General features: G+C 72.5%; 20 protein-coding genes. 10 read left to right on the forward strand and 10 right to left on the reverse strand.

Annotated features, from left to right (window positions below; translation table 11 throughout):
- The first annotated feature begins 235 nt into the window (after positions 1-235).
- On the forward strand, positions 236-1,018 hold the full coding sequence (locus tag QSK34_RS08070; protein WP_285581609.1) for a class I SAM-dependent methyltransferase: 783 nt from the start codon (positions 236-238) through the stop codon (positions 1,016-1,018).
- Here QSK34_RS08070 and QSK34_RS08075 read toward each other — a convergent pair.
- From QSK34_RS08075 to QSK34_RS08090, 4 genes are all read right to left on the reverse strand, one after another.
- On the reverse strand, positions 999-1,667 hold the full coding sequence (locus tag QSK34_RS08075; RefSeq protein WP_161477831.1) for a response regulator: 669 nt from the start codon (positions 1,665-1,667) through the stop codon (positions 999-1,001). The two genes, QSK34_RS08070 and QSK34_RS08075, sit on opposite strands and share 20 nt — an antisense overlap.
- Positions 1,668-1,757: 90 nt before the next feature.
- Entirely contained in the window at positions 1,758-2,936 is a 1,179-nt protein-coding gene (locus tag QSK34_RS08080) for a sensor histidine kinase (protein ID WP_285581613.1), read from the reverse strand.
- 53 nt (positions 2,937-2,989) lie between these two features.
- Positions 2,990-5,329 carry an FtsX-like permease family protein gene (locus QSK34_RS08085; protein ID WP_285581615.1) on the reverse strand — a complete coding sequence of 780 codons (2,340 nt, stop codon included), beginning with the start codon at positions 5,327-5,329 and terminating at the stop codon, positions 2,990-2,992.
- The gene (locus QSK34_RS08090; RefSeq protein WP_285581617.1) at positions 5,323-6,030 is read right to left on the reverse strand and encodes an ABC transporter ATP-binding protein; all 708 of its coding nucleotides are present in this window, start codon (positions 6,028-6,030) and stop codon (positions 5,323-5,325) included. Before QSK34_RS08090 ends, QSK34_RS08085 begins: the two co-directional genes overlap by 7 nt.
- A gap of 111 nt (positions 6,031-6,141) precedes the next feature.
- On the opposite strand from QSK34_RS08090, the gene QSK34_RS08095 reads away from it, so the two are divergent.
- From QSK34_RS08095 to QSK34_RS08115, 5 genes are all read left to right on the forward strand, one after another.
- Positions 6,142-7,350: a sensor histidine kinase gene (locus QSK34_RS08095; RefSeq protein WP_285581619.1), complete on the forward strand. Its 1,209-nt coding sequence runs from the start codon at positions 6,142-6,144 to the stop codon at positions 7,348-7,350.
- Positions 7,351-7,777: 427 nt separating this feature from the next.
- On the forward strand, positions 7,778-8,431 hold the full coding sequence (locus QSK34_RS08100; RefSeq protein ID WP_285581621.1) for a response regulator: 654 nt from the start codon (positions 7,778-7,780) through the stop codon (positions 8,429-8,431).
- A 266-nt stretch (positions 8,432-8,697) separates the two neighbouring features.
- Positions 8,698-8,919, forward strand: coding sequence for a hypothetical protein (locus QSK34_RS08105; protein WP_161477824.1), 222 nt, complete (start codon positions 8,698-8,700; stop codon positions 8,917-8,919).
- A gap of 30 nt (positions 8,920-8,949) precedes the next feature.
- Positions 8,950-9,363 carry a helix-turn-helix domain-containing protein gene (locus QSK34_RS08110; RefSeq protein WP_285581624.1) on the forward strand — a complete coding sequence of 138 codons (414 nt, stop codon included), beginning with the start codon at positions 8,950-8,952 and terminating at the stop codon, positions 9,361-9,363.
- 2 nt (positions 9,364-9,365) lie between these two features.
- Positions 9,366-9,704, forward strand: a complete 339-nt coding sequence (locus QSK34_RS08115; protein WP_285581626.1) for a DUF4180 domain-containing protein — start codon at positions 9,366-9,368, stop codon at positions 9,702-9,704.
- Here the strand turns inward: QSK34_RS08115 and QSK34_RS08120 are convergent.
- A complete protein-coding gene (locus QSK34_RS08120) occupies positions 9,688-9,984 on the reverse strand; it encodes an AzlD domain-containing protein (RefSeq protein WP_285581628.1) in 297 nt (98 codons plus the stop codon). The two genes, QSK34_RS08115 and QSK34_RS08120, sit on opposite strands and share 17 nt — an antisense overlap.
- 174 nt (positions 9,985-10,158) lie before the next feature.
- The gene (locus tag QSK34_RS08125; RefSeq protein WP_285581630.1) at positions 10,159-10,779 is read right to left on the reverse strand and encodes an AzlC family ABC transporter permease; all 621 of its coding nucleotides are present in this window, start codon (positions 10,777-10,779) and stop codon (positions 10,159-10,161) included.
- A 78-nt stretch (positions 10,780-10,857) separates the two neighbouring features.
- Here QSK34_RS08125 and QSK34_RS08130 point away from each other — a divergent pair, with 78 nt between their 5' ends.
- Both QSK34_RS08130 and QSK34_RS08135 read left to right on the forward strand, forming a co-directional pair.
- Entirely contained in the window at positions 10,858-11,430 is a 573-nt protein-coding gene (locus QSK34_RS08130) for a helix-turn-helix domain-containing protein (RefSeq protein WP_285581631.1), read from the forward strand.
- Positions 11,427-12,134 (forward strand): pentapeptide repeat-containing protein, encoded by a 708-nt coding sequence (locus tag QSK34_RS08135; protein WP_285581633.1) that lies wholly within the window; start codon positions 11,427-11,429, stop codon positions 12,132-12,134. Before QSK34_RS08130 ends, QSK34_RS08135 begins: the two co-directional genes overlap by 4 nt.
- Here QSK34_RS08135 and QSK34_RS08140 read toward each other — a convergent pair.
- Positions 12,036-13,343: an MFS transporter gene (locus QSK34_RS08140; RefSeq protein ID WP_161477818.1), complete on the reverse strand. Its 1,308-nt coding sequence runs from the start codon at positions 13,341-13,343 to the stop codon at positions 12,036-12,038. The two genes, QSK34_RS08135 and QSK34_RS08140, sit on opposite strands and share 99 nt — an antisense overlap.
- The gene (locus QSK34_RS08145) at positions 13,340-13,900 is read right to left on the reverse strand and encodes an ArsR/SmtB family transcription factor (protein WP_285581636.1); all 561 of its coding nucleotides are present in this window, start codon (positions 13,898-13,900) and stop codon (positions 13,340-13,342) included. Before QSK34_RS08145 ends, QSK34_RS08140 begins: the two co-directional genes overlap by 4 nt.
- Positions 13,901-14,003: 103 nt before the next feature.
- On the opposite strand from QSK34_RS08145, the gene QSK34_RS08150 reads away from it, so the two are divergent.
- Positions 14,004-15,014, forward strand: coding sequence for a zinc-dependent alcohol dehydrogenase (locus QSK34_RS08150; RefSeq protein WP_285581639.1), 1,011 nt, complete (start codon positions 14,004-14,006; stop codon positions 15,012-15,014).
- Here QSK34_RS08150 and QSK34_RS08155 read toward each other — a convergent pair.
- A complete protein-coding gene (locus tag QSK34_RS08155; protein WP_285581641.1) occupies positions 14,957-15,841 on the reverse strand; it encodes a DUF3800 domain-containing protein in 885 nt (294 codons plus the stop codon). The two genes, QSK34_RS08150 and QSK34_RS08155, sit on opposite strands and share 58 nt — an antisense overlap.
- 61 nt (positions 15,842-15,902) lie before the next feature.
- On the opposite strand from QSK34_RS08155, the gene QSK34_RS08160 reads away from it, so the two are divergent.
- The gene (locus QSK34_RS08160; protein WP_285581642.1) at positions 15,903-16,619 is read left to right on the forward strand and encodes a GNAT family N-acetyltransferase; all 717 of its coding nucleotides are present in this window, start codon (positions 15,903-15,905) and stop codon (positions 16,617-16,619) included.
- Here QSK34_RS08160 and QSK34_RS08165 read toward each other — a convergent pair.
- The gene (locus tag QSK34_RS08165) at positions 16,609-17,667 is read right to left on the reverse strand and encodes a serine hydrolase domain-containing protein (RefSeq protein ID WP_285581643.1); all 1,059 of its coding nucleotides are present in this window, start codon (positions 17,665-17,667) and stop codon (positions 16,609-16,611) included. The two genes, QSK34_RS08160 and QSK34_RS08165, sit on opposite strands and share 11 nt — an antisense overlap.
- Between the last annotated feature and the right edge of the window lie 158 nt (positions 17,668-17,825).

The raw sequence follows: 17,825 nt of genomic DNA on the forward strand, positions 1-17,825 counted from the left end.
TTGGTGATCGGCGGTCTGGCCGGGTAACCGGCCTGTCGTTCGCCCTGGACGCGGTAGCGCTCAGAAGGAGGTCCCGCCCCGGCACCAGTGCCGACACCATCGTCAGGTGAACGACCCTGGCGAGGTTGTTCGCGAGCGCGTGGCCTGTGACTGCTGCCATGGTGAGGATGGGGAGACCTGTCCAGGAGGGGGCGCGGAGGTCGGCGGGCGTGAAATTCGGTGGGAACGTCACCTGATGACCGGCAAGGTGGACGGCATGTTCTCCGATCGTCTGGCCGAAGGATCGGCCGTTCCCGTCGAAGGGTGGGACTTCTCCTGGTTCGAGGGGCGGGCCACCGAGCAGCGGCCCTCCTGGGGATATGCGCGGCTGCTCGCCGGCCGGGCCGCTTCGGCGAAGGCGCTGCTCGATGTGCAGACCGGCGGCGGTGAGGTGCTGGCGTCCGTCCCGGTTCTGCCGCCGGTGGTGGCGGCGACCGAATCGTGGGAGCCGAATCTCGCCCTGGCCCGGCGGCGGCTCGGCGACGTCGTCGCCCACGTCGCCGACGACGCCGACCTGCCCTTCCCCGACGGGCACTTCGACCTCGTCGTCTCCCGCCACCCCGTCGCCACCCGCTGGGACGAGGTCGCCCGCGTCCTCACCCCCGGCGGGCGTTACCTGGCCCAGCACGTCGGGTCGGGCACGGTGCGGGAACTGACCGAGTTCATGATGGGCCCGGTCACCGGCGGACGCCGGGACGTGGATCCCCGCACGACACGTTCCGGCGTGGACGTCGTCACCCTCGTCACCGCCGCCGAACGGGCCGGGCTCGACGTGGCCGACGTCCGGCACGAGGCGTTGCGGATGGAGTTCTTCGACGTCGCCGCCGTCGTGGTGTTCCTGCGCAAGGTCATCTGGACGGTCCCCGGTTTCACCGTCGACGCCTACCGCGACCGCCTGGAGACGCTGCACGACTTCATCGAGCGGCACGGGCCGTTCGTGGCCCACTCGCAGCGCATTCTCATCGAGGCGGTTCGCTGATCAGGCCCGCGTCGTGGACGAGCAGCGCGATTTGCACCCGGTTGTTGAACCCGAGTTTGGCCAGGATGCTCGACACGTGGGTCTTGACCGTCGGGACGCTCAGATACAGCTCGGCCCCGATCTGGGCGTTCGACCGGCCGTGGCCGACCGCGACGGCGACCTCCCGCTCGCGGGTGTTGAGGCCTTCTAGCTTCGCCACGGCGGCCGACCTGCGGCGGTCGGGCCCGCTTTCGGCCACCCGGTCCATTAGGCGGCGGGTCACCCCCGGCGACAACACCGGATTGCCGCGCGCCACCTCTCTGACGGCCTCGACGATCTCGGCCGGCGGGGTGTCCTTCAGCAGGAACCCGGCCGCGCCGGCCCGCAGCGCCCGCAGGACGTGCTCGTCGGCGTCGAACGTGGTCAGCACGATGACCTCGGGCGCGTCCTTCCGGGCGCGCACCCGTTCGGTCGCGGCCAGGCCGTCGACGTTCGGCATGCGGATGTCCATGAGGATCACGTCGGGCGCCAGCGTCTCGACGAGACCGGCGACCTGGGAGCCGTCGCCCGCCTCACCGGCGATCCGGATGTCGGGCGAGCCGCCGAGCATCATCGTCAGGCCCGCGCGCACCAGCGGGTCGTCGTCGACGATCAGCACGGCGATGGTCATGCCGGCCAGGGTAGCCAAGCCGTCAGCACCCACCCTCCGTCAGGACGGCCTCCGTGGGTGAGCCTGCCGCCGGCCAGGGTAGCCAGGCCGTCAGCACCCACCCTCCGTCAGGACGGCCTCCGTGGGTGAGCCTGCCGCCGGCCAGGGTAGCCAGGCCGTCAGCACCCACCCTCCGTCAGGCCGCCCGCCGTGGGTGAGCGTGCCGCCCGCCAGCGCCACCCGCTCGGCCAGGCCGGTGAGCCCCTGCCCGCCCGGACGGACCGCCGGTTCCCCGGGTGGCGGCGTGTTGCGGACCTCGACCGTGAGACCCGCCTCCGGAGCGCCGCTGACCGACACCGCCACCTCGGCGCCCGGGGCGTGCTTGCGGGCGTTGGTCAGGCCCTCCTGGACGACGCGGTAGCCGGTCCGCCCGGTCAGGCCCGGCACCGCACCCTCGACCTGCTCCGTGAGCGTCACCCGCATGCCCGCCCGCGCCGACTCCTCGGTGAGGCGGCCGACCTCGGCGAGCGTCGGCTGCGGCAGTTCGCGTACGGGGGCACGGAGCACCCCGATCACGTCACGCAGGTCCTGGAGCGCCTGGTGGGCGCTCTCGCGGATGATCTTGGCGGCGCGGGCGACGTCGTCGGGCGGCGCGTCCGGACGGAACTCCAGCGCGCCCGCGTGCACGCTGAGCAGCGACAACCGGTGGCCCAGGACGTCGTGCATCTCGCGCGCGATGGCCTCGCGCGCCTGCAACTGCGCCTGTTCGGCCCGCAGCCGGACCTCGGTCGCCATCTGGGCCTCCCGGTCGCGGCGGGAGGCGGCCAGCTGCCGCCGATGATGGATCACCATGCCCCAGCCGGTGGCCATGCCGTAGATGGACGTACCCAGCAGGAACACCGCCCCGCCCGGATCGACCGGATCGGGCCGCAGGACGACGAAGACGACACACGACAACACGCTGAGCCCGAACACGCCCGCGGTGACGCGGGGCGGCCGGTGCACGGCCACGTTAAACAGCGCCACGATCGTCGCCCCGGCGATCAGCTCGGACCAGGCCGAGACGACCACCAGCACCAGCGCCAGCCCGGTCGGGTGACGCCGCCGCCACCAGATGGCCGCGCAGCCCGCCACCCCGAGCACCTGGTCGAGGTGGAACAAGGCGGGGTGCGGCAGTAGATGCAGGATCGGCATCCGCACGGACGCGGTGAACAACCCGAAGCCGACCGCGAACCCGAACAGCAGCGAGTCGACGATCCAGTCACGGGGGCGGCGGGGGGAGACGTCCATCGCGTTCGAGCGTAACCACGCCGGCTTTCCCCCGGCTACGCGACGATGGTCGGTCAACGCCCGACTTTCGTCGTGGCCGCGAGCACCGACGCGCCGGCCGCCAGCACCAGGCACACGGCGACCAGCCCCCCGATGAGCGGCCAGGGGATCACCAGCGGCACGTCGGTGTTCATGGCCTCGGCGAACGCGCCGCGGATGCCGAACAGCGCGGGCAACGCGACCACCGTCCCCAGCCCGGCGCCCAGCAGCACCACCAGCGCCGACTCCGCCGCGACGGTGCCGCGCACCTGCCGGGGCGTCGCCCCCGACAACCGCAGCACCTCCAGGTCGCGCACCCGCCCGGCGGCCGACATCACCATCGTGTTCACGATCGCCACGCCCGCGTAGGCGGTGGACACCACGACCAGGAGAAGGGTCGCGATCCACACCAGCCGGTCTTCCTCGGCGTCGGCCTCGGCCGCGTAGGCCGCCACGTCGACCACCCGCGCCCCCGGACCGGGATCGGGAGCGGCCCCGACGACGTAGGCCTCGTCGGCGAGGACCACCGGGTCGTGCCTCCTCAGCAGGTCACGGGACACGAGCACGTCGGCGTCGGCGTTCCGGACGGTGCCGGCGACGGTCAGCCTCGCCGAGGTGCCGTCTTCGAACGACACCGGCAGCACCGCGCCCGGCCGCAGCCCCCGGTCATCGGCCAGCCACTCGGCGACCAGGACCCGGTCGTCGTGGCGGAGCTCGTCGAGCGGGCCGGAGGTGTCACCGGCCGTCTTCAGCAGCTCCGGCGTCGCCCCGATGGTGCTCAACGGGTCGCCGTTGGCCTCGAACACCGCGCTGAACAGGGACGACTCTCCACCGGACGCATCGGTCAGGCCCGGTGTGCCGTCGGGCACGATGACCGCGTCGGCCCGGATCGTCGTGGCCCGGACGGCCGCGAAACCGGCGGCGGTCGTCTGCACCATCCCGGTGATCAGCACCGCGCACCCGATGGTGACCAGCACCGGCGTGGCCGTGGCGGCGGTCCGGCGAACCGCGGTTCTGGCGTTCTCCCTGACGAGCATGCCGACCGCACCCCGGCCCCGGGTGAACGGCCACGACGCGTAGCGCGCCACCGGCGGGACCACCACGGGGGACAGCAGCGCCAGACCGGCGATCAGGCCCACCGCGGCGACCAGGCCCGACATCACGAACGCGCCTTCGCCGTCCGAGCTCACCGCCGACGCCACCCCCAGCGCGCACGACGCCAGCCCGATGATCCACCGCAGCCGCGGCATCGGCCGGTCGTCGACCTCGGCCTCGCGCAGCGCCTCCAGCGGACTCACCCGCGCCGCCCGCCTCGACGCCGACCAGACCGCCACCAGCGTCAGGATCACCCCACCTGCGAACGACCCCGCGAGCGGCAGCGGCGACAGAGCGACCGCGAAGCCCGTCGGCTCGAACCCGACCTCGACCAGCACGGCGCCCAGCACCGGCGCGAGCAGCGCACCGGCCGCCACACCCGCCGCCGTCGCGGCGACGCCGACCACGAGCGCCTCGCCGTAGACCATGGCCCGGATCTGACGCGGCGTCGCCCCGACGGCGCGCAGCAGCCCCAACTCGCGGCGCCGCTGCGCCACCCCGACGGCGAACGTCGACCCCACCACCAGCACCGACACGAGCGCCGAGAGCACGGCCATGCCGGTGAGGATCTGCATGCCGATCCAGCGGGTGCGCTCGTCGTCGCGGGACTCCAGGACGCTCCGGCCGTCTCCGGTGAGCACGTCGGCGAACCTCCCCGCAGCCTCGGCGATCGCGGCGACGTCGGCCCCCGGTTCGGCGACCAGGCCGATGGCGCGTACGCCCGCCGAGAGAGGGGCCGCTTCGGCGTCGTTCAGGAAGACCCCCGGCCCGTCGACCGTGCCGGACACCGTGAACGTCACCGGGCCGCGCGCCGTCAGAACGGACACGTCGGTCCCCGGCGTCAACCCCAGTGACCGGTCGACGACCGTCTCGCCTTTTCGGGGTGCGGTGCCCGCTGTCAGCCGGTAGGGCGCCAACCTCGCCGTGGACCAGGCGTGACCCCGTTCGGACGGCGCGGGTCTGCCGCCGATCACGGGCTGGGCGTAGAAGGCGCGGTCGGGAACGGCCTGCGCGACCCCGGGGATCGCGGAGAGCCCCTCAACTAATGACGCGACCGTCTCGGGCGACCACGGGCGGTCGGGGGCGAAGCTGCCGTCGGCCCGATCGAGCCTCGGAGCCGAGACGAACACCGGCGTCCCCGCCAGCCGGTCGGGCACTCTCGGCCCCGCCGAGGCCAGCGCCAGGACGCTCATCGACACCAGCGCCATGCCGAGTGACAACACGACGAAACCACCGGCGAACGACTGCCACCGTTCTCGTACCGTCGCGAAGCTCAGCATGTGCCCGCCATCCGGGCGGCGACGGTCTCGGCCGTCAGGGCGCCGGTGAACTCGTCGACGACGCGCCCGTCCTCCAGGAAGATCACCCGGTCGGCGTAGGACGCCGTCACCGGGTCGTGGGTCACCATGATCATCGTCTGGGCGTGGTCATCGACGAGGCGGCGCAGCATGCCGAGCACCTGACGGGAGGTCTGGGTGTCGAGCTGGCCGGTCGGTTCGTCGGCGAACACCACGGCGGGCTTGGTGATCAGCGCCCGCGCGATCGCCACCCGCTGCTGCTCGCCACCCGACAGGCCGCCCGGCCGGTGACCGGCCCGATCGGCGAGGCCTACCTGCGCCAGCGCCCGGCGAACCAGGTCGGGGGCGGCGGGCCGCCCGGCGAGCCGGAGCGGCAGCGCGACGTTCTGTTCCGCGGTCAGCGCCGACACCAGGTTGAACGCCTGGAAGACGAACCCGATCCGCTCGCGCCGCAACACGGTCAGGCCGTGTTCGTTCAGCGAGCCGAGGTCGGTGCCGTCGATGACGACCGTGCCCTCGGTCGGGCGGTCGAGACCGGCCGCGCAGTGCAGCAGCGTCGACTTGCCCGACCCCGACGGGCCCATGATCGCCGTGAGGGTGCCCGCCGCGAAGCCGGCCGTCACCCCGTCGAGCGCCGTCACCGTTCCGTAGGTGCGGCGTACCGCTTCCAATCGAACCTTCATGGCGTCAAGCGAAGCCGAACGGCTCAGGCCGGCGCATTGGTGCTGCGGCGAGGGATGAGAGTAGTCCTGGCACTACCGTGCCGGTCGGGGTCGATCGGTTACGGTCGGGGCGTGCTGACCAGAACCGCGATGGCCGCGATGACGCGTCGGCCACTGGCGTTCCTGGGTTCGTCGTGGCCGTGGCGCGCGCTCGCCTATCTGCTGTGCAGCGCGGTCTACGCGGTGGCCATGTGCCTGCTCATCTACACGGCCTACGTCTTCGGCACCGGAACGGCGTTCGCCGCCGCCCTGCTGACCCTGATCGTGGCGGCGCTGCCGGTCGGGGCGTTCGAACGGGCGCGGATGCGGCTGGTCGACCGCACGCCCGCGGGCAACCCGCATGTGAAGCCGCCGAACCCGGGTCTGCGGGCCTGGATCACCACGCGCGTGCGGGAGCAGGCGACCTGGCGTGATCTCGGGTTCACGGTCGTCGCGCTGTCGGTGTTGTGCTGGATGGACCTCGGGCTGGTCTCATCGGCGTTCTGGTTGCCGGTGCTGCTGATGTCGGCGCCGCTCCAGCCGAGCATGCACTGGGTCGACGGCCTGCCCCTGGCCGCCGGCGGGCTGCTGCTGGTGCCGCTGTCGGCCTACATGCTGGCCGCGTGGGCGGGCACGAGGGCCATGATCGCGCGGGCGGTGCTCGCGCCCGGCGACGCCGAGATCATCCGCTCCCGGGCCCGGCTGGTCGACGCGTTCGAGGCCGAACGCCGCCGCATCGAGCGCGATCTCCACGACGGCGCCCAGCAGCGGCTGGTGTCCCTCAGCATGAAACTCGGCCTGGCCCGCCTCGACCTGCCGCCCGGCTCGCCCGCCGAGACCCAGGTCGCCGAGGCCCACGAGGAGGCCAAACGTGTGCTCGCGGAACTGCGCGAACTGATCCGCGGCATCCATCCCCAGGTCCTCACCGACCGGGGGCTCGGCGCGGCCGTCGAAGACGTGGCGGGCCGGTCGCCGGTCCCCGTCGACGTCGACGTGTCGCTGCCCGGGCGGTTGCCCGCCCCGATCGAGGCGGCGGCCTATTACGTCGTGTCCGAGGCGATGACGAACATCGCCAAACACAGCGGAGCCCGGCACGGGCACGTCTACGGCCGCCTCCACGAGGGCGCCCTGGTCCTGGAGGTCCGCGACGACGGAGTGGGCGGCGCCAACCCGGCGGCGGGCTCGGGCCTGGCCGGCCTGGCCGACCGGGTAGCCGTCACCGACGGGGTGATGAGCCTGTCGAGTCCGCGTGGTGGCCCGACCTTGTTACGTGTGGAGATTCCGTGTCCCGCGCCCGGTTAGTCGGGGGAGGCTCGGATGAGATCATGTGCCATGTCTTCGGCGGTCTTGGGAGACGCGGCGGGGTTTCTCCGGCCGATCCCGACCTGCCGCTGACGCGCCCCCTCAGCAGCGGCGTCTCCGACCGCCATGCGCCCTACATCGACCTCTGCAAGCGGGCCGCCGAACAGTTTGGTGCGGGGTGCGGGGTGCGGTGCCTCGGCGGTTGCTGCTTGTTCCTTTTCGGGGCAATCTCGGGTGGCTCTGGCGGAGGTTGTCGTCTCGCGTCGCCGAACGGTCGGGAGGGAGATGGCGTGCGATGTGGTCGTCCGCTTCCGCCGCGTATTTCCAGAGGACGGCCTCCCCTCTCCGGGGAGCCGTTCGTTCCGTTCTCGGGTGGTCGTGGTGGAGGTCTCGTGTCAGCCGGGGTGAAGGTTCTCGTGGAGGTCGTGTGCCCCGTCTCCGGGTAGCTCTGGCCGAAGACGTCGTGCTGCTGCGTGAAGGGCTCGCCGGGCTCCTCGAGCGGTTCGGCCACGAGGTCGTCGCCGCCGTCGGCGACGGGGACGCGCTCGTCGAGGCCGTCACCGCCCACGAACCCGACATCGTCGTCACCGACGCCCGCATGCCGCCCGGCTTCTCCGACGAGGGACTGCGGGCCGCCCTCGCCCTGCGCGCCACCCGTCCGCGGCTGGCGGTGCTGGTGCTCAGTCAGTACGTCGAGCAGACCTACGCCGCCGAACTCCTCGACTCCGGCGGCGGCGCCGGCATCGGATACCTGCTGAAAGACCGCATCGGCGAGGTGCGCGAGTTCGTCGAGGCGGTCGAACGCGTCGCGGAGGGGCACACGGTCGTCGACCCGGAGGTGGTACGGCAACTGCTCAGCCGCCGCCGCGAACCCCTGGCCCGGCTGACCCCGCGCGAACACGAGGTCCTGGGTCTGGTCGCCGAAGGCCGCTCCAACGCGGCCATCGCTCGCGCGTTGGTGGTCACCGAGGCGGCGGTCGCCAAGCACATCGCCAGCATCCTGGCCAAGCTCGACCTGCCTCCGGCCGAAGACGACCACCGCCGGGTCCTGGCCGTGCTGGCCTACCTCCGAGGCCGCTGACCAGGTGGTACGGCGTCGTCGTCATAGGCCGCCTGAGAGCGGGCCGGGCCTTGCTGACCGGGAGCGTGACCATCGTTGTCCCGGTCGTCGCCGAGCAGGCCACGCCTCGCCTGACGACGCCGGCGCGGACGGCGTCGCCGAGGGAGTCGGCGAAGGCGTCCCAGTCGCAACCGGTGTTGTCGCCGGCCACACAACACCCCAAAGTCGGACCGAGGGAGACCTTCGGCCGAGTTCTCCCGACCGTCGCCGCCCCTAATCTCGGCGGCATGCGAAAAGGTCCCCGGCTTCTGGGTCTGCTCCTGTTCATGATGGGTGTCAGCGGCACCGTCGACCACCTGGCCACGCAGCCGATCATGGGCATACTGTTCAACGCCCCCAACCGCTGGATCTTCGAGCGGATGGACCTCTTCGAGGGCCGCGAGGTCTTCGCCAACCTGTCGCTCGCGTTCGTCGGCGTCGTGCTGGTCGCCTTCTCGCTTCGGCGCTGACATTCCCTATCGTTCCCTATAATGGGGAACATGCAGCCATATTCGGTCGAACAGGTAGCGAACCTGCTCGGGCTTCACGTCAAAACCGTGCGCAACTACGTGCGGGACGGCAAGCTGAAGGCCGTCCGCATCGGCAAGCAGTACCGGATCACCCGCGAGGACCTCGAAGCCTTCACGGGCCAGCCGGTGGTCCCCGAGACGGTGCGGCGGCATCGGGCGGTCGAGGTCTCCAGTGTGGTCCAGGTCGACGCGATCAGCCGGGAGCAGACCGATCGGATCTCCAACGCGGTGATCGCCCTGGCCAACAGCGGCAGCGCCGAGGGAAAGCTCCGGGTCGAGGCCATCTACGACGAGGTCAGGGCCTCGCTGAAGATCATCGTGATCGGCGGGGTCGCCGACACCGCCGCGCTGCTCACCATCGTCGACGCCCTCACCAAGGAGTGACCGTGCACTTCACCCTCCCCGCCGACGGGCCGCCGATCGCCAGTGAGGCCGACGCGCTCGACGTCATCGGCGCCACCTTCGGGCAGGGCGTGACCTGGGTGGTCATCCCGGCCGAGCGGCTGCCCGACGCCTTCTTCTCCCTGCGGACGGGCCTGGCGGGCGCGATCCTGCAGAAGTTCGTCCAGTACGGCTTCCGCCTTGCCGTCATCGGAGACGTCTCCCGCCACATCGCGGCCAGTGACGCCTTCCGCGACCTGGTCCGCGAATGCAACCGCGGCGACCAGACGTGGTTCCTGCCGACGCGCGAGGAGTTCGACGCCCGCGTCACGGCACCCCGATGAGCCGCAGCACGGCCGTGGTCGCGGCCGCGGCGATCACGATCACCGGGAACGGCGCCTTCCGGACGGCCAGCACCCCCGCGACCAGCACCCCGGCCGGCCGCGCCCATCCGGCGAACGACGAGGTCACGACCAGCGCGAACAGCAGAACGAGCGCGGCCAGCGACAGCAGGTCCTCCAGGCGGGCCGTAATCCGCACGCGATCCCGGAAAAGAGGGCCCGCCAGCCGGAACACCAGCGTCCCGGCGGCCAGCACCACGATCGCGACGATCGGCATGTCCATTTAGGCCTCCTTTGGTCTGTCACCGGGTCGCGTCAGGCGGCAGCGTTGTTTCGGCTGGTCGTGTCGCTCGGTCGCGTCGGGTTCGGCGGTGGTGCCTGAACTTCTCCATCTCACGCGTCCCGTGGTCGCGCCGGGCTCCGCGGCGGGTGTCGGAGCCTCGGTCGAACGTGTTCATCAGGCCTTCTTCGGACGGGCCAGCAACCCGAGCAGTGACAGCAGCACCGGCACCCCCGCCGGCAGCACCGTCGACGCCGCCAAGGCGACCGCCCCGCCCGCCAGCACCGGCACCCGCACCCCCCGCTCCGACAGCGCCGGCATGATCAGCGCCAGCAGCACCGCCGGGAACATCGCGTCCAGTCCCAGGGCGTCGGTGTCGCCGATGAAGGTCCCGGCCAGCGCCCCGACGACCACCGACACGTTCCACGCCGCGAAGAGGGCCAGGCCGCTGACCCAGAAGTAGTCGTGCCGTTCCCGCGCGTCCCGGCCCTTCAGGGCGAACGCCACCGTCTCGTCGGTGATGAGCTGGGCGCCGTACAGGCGGCCCTTCAACGTGTCGGCGACGGCGAAGCCGAAGGGGAGCAGGCGGGCGTTCAGCACCAGGCCGGTCGCCACGGCCGCCACGGCGCCGCCGCCCGCCATCACGATGCCGATGGCGGCGAACTGGGCTCCTCCGGCGAACACGATCAATGACATCACCACGGGGACCCACGGCTCGAAACCTCCGGACACGGCGATGGCGCCGAAGGAGGCTCCGACGATGGCGTCGGCCACGCAGACGAGGGCTATGTCGCGCAAAGCCGTTCGTGATATCGAACGCATGGCCACTAGAATGAACACACACGACAATGTTCGTCAAGGCGAACAATCGGACTGATGGAGCGAACGGGCTTGGACACCTCCGCCGCGTTGATCACCCTCATCGCCGCGTCGATACGCCGCGAGCGTGAGCGGGTCGGGTTGTCGCTGACCGAGCTCGCCAAACGGGCGGGGATCGCCAAGTCGACGCTGTCGCAGCTCGAGTCGGGGGCCGGAAATCCCAGCGTGGAGACGTTGTGGGCGCTCGCGGTCGCGCTGGGGGTGCCGATCAGCCGGCTCATCGACCCGCCCCGGCCGCATGTGCGGGTGATCCGGGCGGGGGAGGGGCCGGTGACCCATTCCGAGCGGGCCGACTACGCCGCGACCCTGCTCGCCTCGTGTCCGCCCGGGGCGCGGCGGGACCTGTTCCGGATCGACGCCGAGCCGGGGGAGGCGCGGGTGTCCGATCCGCACAACCCGGGCACGATGGAGCACGCGATCATCGGGCGGGGGCGGGCCCTCGTCGGGCCGACCGAGGGGCCCGTCGAGCTCGGGCCGGGCGATTACATCACCTACCCTGGCGACGTGCCGCATGTCTTCCGGGCACTCGAACCCCAGACCACCGCCGTGATCGTCATGGAGCACGTGTGATCGACCTGCGCTCCGACTGCGCCTCCTGCGCGGGGTTGTGCTGCGTGGAGTTGCCGTTCACCCGATCGGCCGACTTCGCCGTCGACAAGCCCGCCGGGAAACCCTGCGTCAATCTGACCGGGGACTTCCGCTGCCGCATCCACGACCGGCTGCTCGACAGCGGTTACCAAGGATGTGTGACCTTCGACTGTTTCGGAGCCGGGCAGCGGGTCACCCAGGAGAAACGCGACGTCGCGCTCTTTCCGCTGCTGCGGCAGCTCCACGAGCTGCTCTGGTACCTCGACGAGGCCGGCCGGTACGGCCACGCCGCCGACCTGCGCGAGGAGACCGAGGCGCTGGCCGCGTCCCCGGTGATCGACGCCTTCGCGATCGGCGAGTTGCGGGCGCGGGTCGGGGCGCGGCTCGGGGAGATCAGCGAGCAGGTGCGCGGCCCGGCCAGGGAGATGCGCCGCGACCTGGCGGGGGCCCGAATGCGCGGGCACGACCTGCGGAACGTCAGCCTCCGGGGGCGGCTGCTCATCGGGGCCGACCTGCGGGACGCCGACCTCCGCGGGGCCGACCTGCTGGGGGCCGACCTGCGCGGGGCCGACGTGCGGGGCGCCGATCTACGGGGTGCGCTGTTCCTGACCCGTCCGCAGGTCGCCGCCGCCCGGGGTGACCGGGAGACCCGGCTCGACCTCGACCGGCCCGGTCACTGGCGCTGAGCGCATCTCCCGCCACTCGGGGCGCAGGCCCGTGAGGGTCGTGATCAGGAAGTAGGCGACCCCGCAGAAGGCCAGCACCGGCACCAGGCCGGCGGCCGCCACCGCCGCGCCGGCCGCCAGGCCGCCGAGGGGCATGCCCGACCAGGCCACCGCGTCGCTGAGGGAGTTGACGCGGCCCAGCATCGGCCTCGGCACCCGCTCGAAGTAGATCGCGCCGATGATCGGGTTGAGGAAGCCGCTGCCGAAGCCGCCGACCGCGAAGACGGCGATGACCGCCCACAACGGCACGTCGACCGCCAGGATCAGGAACCTCGGGGCGCCGATGACGAGGAAACCGAGGAAGAAGACCAGGCGGCGGGGCAGCCGGTGCGCGACCATCGCCGCGATCAGGGAGCCCGCCACGGCCGAGACGCCCATGACGCTGGTGGCCAGGCCGATCGCGGCCGGGCCGCCGCCGGTCTCCTTGGCCCAGACCGGGAGGAGCAGGGAGGAGAAGGCGGCGTCCAGGAAGTTGGTGAGGCCGACCATGATCGTGATGGTCAGCATGAGGCGCTCGTTCCTCAGGAAGGCGAAGCCCTCGCCGAAGCGCCGCCAGTAGCCGGTCTTCGGGCCCGTCTCGGCGGGGCGGTGGCCCATGTCCTTGGGCAGGACGGTCGCCACGATCACCGAGCCGAGGGCGAAGCAGACGGCGTTGGCGATCAGGGCGACCATGGGGCCGGTCAGGGCCACCAGCGCGCCCGCGACCGCCGGGCCGACCGTGGAGGCGAGGCGTTCGGCGACGCCCGCGAGGCCGGCCGCCCGCTCCAGGGGGATGCGGCCGAGCTCCGCCGCCTCCGGGACCATGATCTCCTTGGCCAGGTCGCCCGGTCCGCGCACCGCCCCGATGACCGCCACGAGGACCAGCAGCACGGGGAAGGACAACCCCCCGGAGAAGTGCAGGATCGGGATCAGCGTGGCCGCCACGGCGCTGACCGCGTCGGCCCGCCACGACATCCGCCGGGGGCCCATCCGGTCGACGACCGGGCCCGCGAGGGCTTTGACCAGCACGTACGGGGCCATCTCGCAGAACGCGACCAGGCCGGTCTGGGTGACGCTGCCGGTGGTGACCAGCACGAACCAGGGGATGGCGATCGCGGAGACGCGGGTGCCCGTGTGGGCGATCAGGGAGGCGGCGAACAGGCCCGCGACCGGGCGCCACGAGCGGGTCATGACGGCTCCGGCAGGGAGTGGATGACGAGCACGACACGCTCCGCGCCGCCGGGGGCCTCGGCCTCGGGGCCGTCGAGGCGGTAGCGGCCGACGACGGCGTGCAGCTCCTCGATCAGGCTGTGGGCCTCCTCGGGGGTGAGGCGCAGCGCCCAGTCGCTGAGGTCGAAGACGTCGCGCCACGGGCCGGGCATCGTCTGGTGGGCGGCCAGGGTGCGCTGGGCGCGTTGTCCCTGGACGTCGATCACCGACTGGAGGTACATGAACGCGGCCTCCGGCTCCTGGTCGGCCAGTTCGGTGTCGTCGAAGTGGGTGATGCGGTGGATCGCCCGCCACCAGCGCTCGCGGCCGTTGCCCCGGTTGACGTCCTCCTCGACCAGCCCGCCGCCCGCGAGCTGGCGCAGGTGGTAGCTGGTCGCGCCGGAGGTCAGGCCCAGCCGGTCGGCCAGGCCGGTCGCGGTCTGGGGGCCGTGGAGCCGCAGCAGGCCGAGCAGTTGCACGCGGACTGGGTGCGCCAGCGCGCGCAGGCCCTTGGCGTCGAGGAAGACGGACTCGTTCATGAGAGCCACCATAAACCGCAAAGAACTCTTTGCAAAGAACCCTTTGCGGTTTGGGATGGCCGAAAACGGTACGTCACCGTAAGATCCGGGAGAAAAGGGGATCATGCGCGCGTTCGTCATCACCGGTCCGTTCCAGGGCGAGGTCCTGGACGTCGAGCCGCCCGTCCCGGTGCCCGGCGAGGTGGTCGTCCGGGTCGAACGGGCCGGGGTCTGCGGGACCGACGCCGAGTTCTTCACCGGCGAGATGGCCTACCTGCACGACGGCCAGGCCCGCTACCCCCTCCGGATCGGGCACGAGTGGTGCGGTGTGGTCACCGCCCTCGGGGCCGGGGTCTCCCGCGAGTGGCTCGGCCGCCGGGTCACCGGGGACACCATGCTCGGGTGCCAGACCTGTCACCGCTGCCGCGGCGGCCGGCAGCACCTGTGCGCCGACCGGTTCGAGATCGGGATCCGGCACGGACGTCCGGGCGCCCTGGCCGAATTCCTGCCGGTGCCCGTCTTCGCCCTGCACACCCTGCCCGACAACGTCGGGCCCGCGCTCGGGGCGCTGGTCGAACCGGGCGGGAACGCGCTGCGCGCCGTCCGGGCGGCCCTTCTGCGGCCCGGCGACCGGCTGCTGATCCTCGGGCCGGGCACGATCGGCCTGCTGGCGGCCATGTTCGCGCGGGCCGAGGGCGCCGAGGTGCACCTGCTCGGGTTGTCGACCGCCTTCGCCCGGTCGCTCGGCTTCGCCTGCCACACGGAGGTGCCCGACCTGCCGTTCGACGCGGTGATCGACGCCTCCAACGCCGCCCGCCTGCCCGCGCTGGCCGTGGAGAAGGTCGAGCCGGGCGGGCGGGTGGTCTTCATCGGCCTGGCCGGGGAGCCCAGCCTGGTCGACAGCCGCGTGATCGCGCTGAAGGACCTGCGGGTGACCGGCGTGCTCAGCGCCTCAGGCGGCCTGGCCGGGACCATCGAGCGCTACGCCTCCGGCGCGGTCGACCCGACGCCGCTGATCGCCGCCACGGTCGGGCTCGACGAGGTGGCCGGAGCGCTGGCGGGGGAGCGGGATCCCGGTCAGCCGCCCAAGATCCACATCGACCCGTCCGCCCAGACCGACCGTTCGTCGACGTAGGGCGCGAGCAGGCCCGACAGCAGCCGGTCGCCCCGGCCGTGCAGCTCGTCGGCGGCGATGCCCCGGGCGATCCCGGCCAGCAGGTCGGCCACCTGGATGCGGGCGTCGAGGTGGGACTCCTGCAGCCGCAGCTCCTCCAGGGGACAGGCCCGCCGCAGCAGCTCGATCCGCTCCTCGGTGAGGCTGGTCTGGCGGTCGTGGACGACCGTCACCGGACGGCCGCGGCCCCAGTACTCCACCGCCCGCACGATCGCCGGCAGCAGCGGGTCGAGGGGCGCGGCCGTGCCCGGGTCGCGGGCCAGCCGCTCGCGCAGGTCCTCGATCTGGGGGCGGGTCTTGGCCAGGCGGCGCAGCAGGTCGCCGGCCTCGCCGGGCGCCTGGGCCAGGTCGTCGACCAGCGTGAACACCGCGTCGATCGACCGGTCGGCGTAGGGGCGCATCAGGTCGTTGAAGCCCTCCAGCAGCTCCCGCCACCGGGCGCCGAAGGCGGCCGGGCCCAGCCGGTAGAGGCGGTCGCCGTCCTCACCGATGAGATCGGCGACGCGGCGGGTCATGTGGAGGGTCTTGTCGGTCAGGTGGACGTGGGCGCGGCCCTGGAGCGGGCCCGTCGGGCCCAGCAGCCACTGGCGGGCCAGCCGGTGCTTGGCCCGCCGGATCACGAAGGCCTTGTACTCGGTGATGGGCGAGGGGGCGCGCCGCCGCACCTCGTCCATGCAGGCCTCGGCCTCGCCGAGGGTGAGCGCGACGCCGGCGTGGGCGAACACGTCGGTCACCCCGCCGATGAGCTTCTCGCCCTCCGCCCCCGACTCGTCACACCCGATCTCCATGCTGGCCATTAGACAATACGGGGCGAACTCCCCGCCTCCCGGTATGTGTATGGTGCCGCCCATGGACCAGCCCGAATGGTGGCGGCTCGAACGCCGCGCGGCCCGCGCCTGGCCGGCCGTCCACGTCGAGGAGCGGGACGGCTGGTTGCTCCGGCACACCCCCTCGGTGCCGCGCCGCCGCACGAACTCGGCGCTGCCGCTGCCCGGAGCGGACCCCTCGATCGAGGCGGTCGAGCGCTACTACCGTGATCGCGGCCGGGCCGTCTGCGTCCAGGTCAGCCCGGCGGACGTCCACACCGGACTCGACCGGGCGCTGGCCGCCCGGGGCTACCGCCGCGACGCCCCGACGCTGATCCTCACCGCCCCCGCCTCGGCCGTCGCGGGCGAGGCCGCCTCGGTGGCGCGGGTCCGCGACCGGGGCCGCTGGCCGGAGGTCTTCGCGGCCCTCGACGACCGGGTCAGCACCGCCGAGGTCATCCTGCGCATCCCTGAACCGGTCGCCTTCTTCGCCGCCACCGTGGGCGGCGAGGTCGCCGGCATGGGGGTCGTCGCCGTGGACGACGGCTACGCGGGCGTCTTCTGCATGGCCACCCGCCCCGATCACCGCCGCCGGGGGATCGCGTCGCGCATCCTGGCGGCGGGGGCCGCCTGGGCCGAGGGAGAGGGCGCCCGGTGTCTCTACCTCCAGGTCGAGGAGGACAACCCGGGCGCCAGGGCCCTCTACGAGCGGCACGGGTTCACTCGGTCCCACGCCTACCACTACCGGATCAGCGACTGAAGACCTCGTCCAGGATCCGCTCCACGAACTTCTGGAAGGCCGCCGCCTGGGACATCGCGGCGTCGTCCACGAAGGTGATCGAACCGGTCAGGGTGGTGTCGCCGTCGGGGGTGCTGTACATGAGCGTCGCGTAGCCCGACAGGCCGCCGTTGTGGTTGAGGAGCGCGCCGTCCCGCAGGACGAACAGGCCGAGGCCGTAGCCCGCCTTCGGGTGGGGGGTGCGCATCTCGTCCAGGAGCGGGGCCGGCAGGAGGCGGCCGCCCATCAGCGCGGAGACGAACGTGTGCAGGTCCTCGGTGGTGGAGATCATGTCGCCGCCGGTGGAGATCCACGAGGGGTTCTGGCGGGTGACGTCGACCGTCTTCTCGACGCCGTCCTCCTCGTAGCGGTAGTAGGCGTGGGCGTGCGGGCCGGGGACGCCGGTGTCCTCGCCGGGCAGGAAGGTGCCGGTCAGGCCGAGCGGGCCGAGGATCAGGCGGTGCGTCTCCTCGGCGAGCGAGCGGCCGGTGACCTTCTCGACCAGGAGCCGGGCCAGCACGTAGTTGGTGTTGGAGTAGCTCCAGTCGGCGCCCGGCTCGAACCGCGCGGGCTTGTTCAGCGCGAACCGCGCCAGCTCCTCGGGCGTGTACGACCGGAAGCGGGCCTCCACCCACTCCCGGCCCAGCACCGGGATGCCGGGGACGACGGTGCCGTCCTCGAAGTACTCGCCGGTGAAGTTGAACACCCCGCTGGTGTGCTGCAGCAGCATGCGCACCGTGATGCGGGGGTCGAGGCCGAAGCCGGGCAGGCAGGCGGCGACGGAGTCGTCGAGGCCGAACCTGCCCTCGGCGACCAGCCCCAGCACCACGGTCGCGGCGAAGGTCTTGGTGGCGCTGCCGATCCGGAACCGGCCGTCGGCCGGCGGCCCCTCCGGCTCGCCCAGGCGGGCGACCCCGGCGGTGCCGACCCAGACGTCGCCCCGGTCGTGCAGACGCAGCTGCGCGCTGAGGATGCCGTCGCCGACGAGCTCGTCGATGGTCGCCTGGAGGGTGGCGGTGGTGGTGGACATGGGGTGCTCCTCGCATCCGTGCTGTTCGATGGGTCAACCGTCGCCGACCGCGCTGACACGGGACCGTCGCGGGGCTGACACGCGTCGGCGGCTACCGCAGCGGACGTAGGCGACGGGCCATCCCCGGCATGACGCGCCGGGCCTCGGCGGGCGGCGAC

The sequence above is a fragment of the Herbidospora sp. NBRC 101105 genome (assembly GCF_030269205.1).
GTDB classification, from domain to species: Bacteria; Actinomycetota; Actinomycetes; order Streptosporangiales; family Streptosporangiaceae; genus Herbidospora; species Herbidospora solisilvae.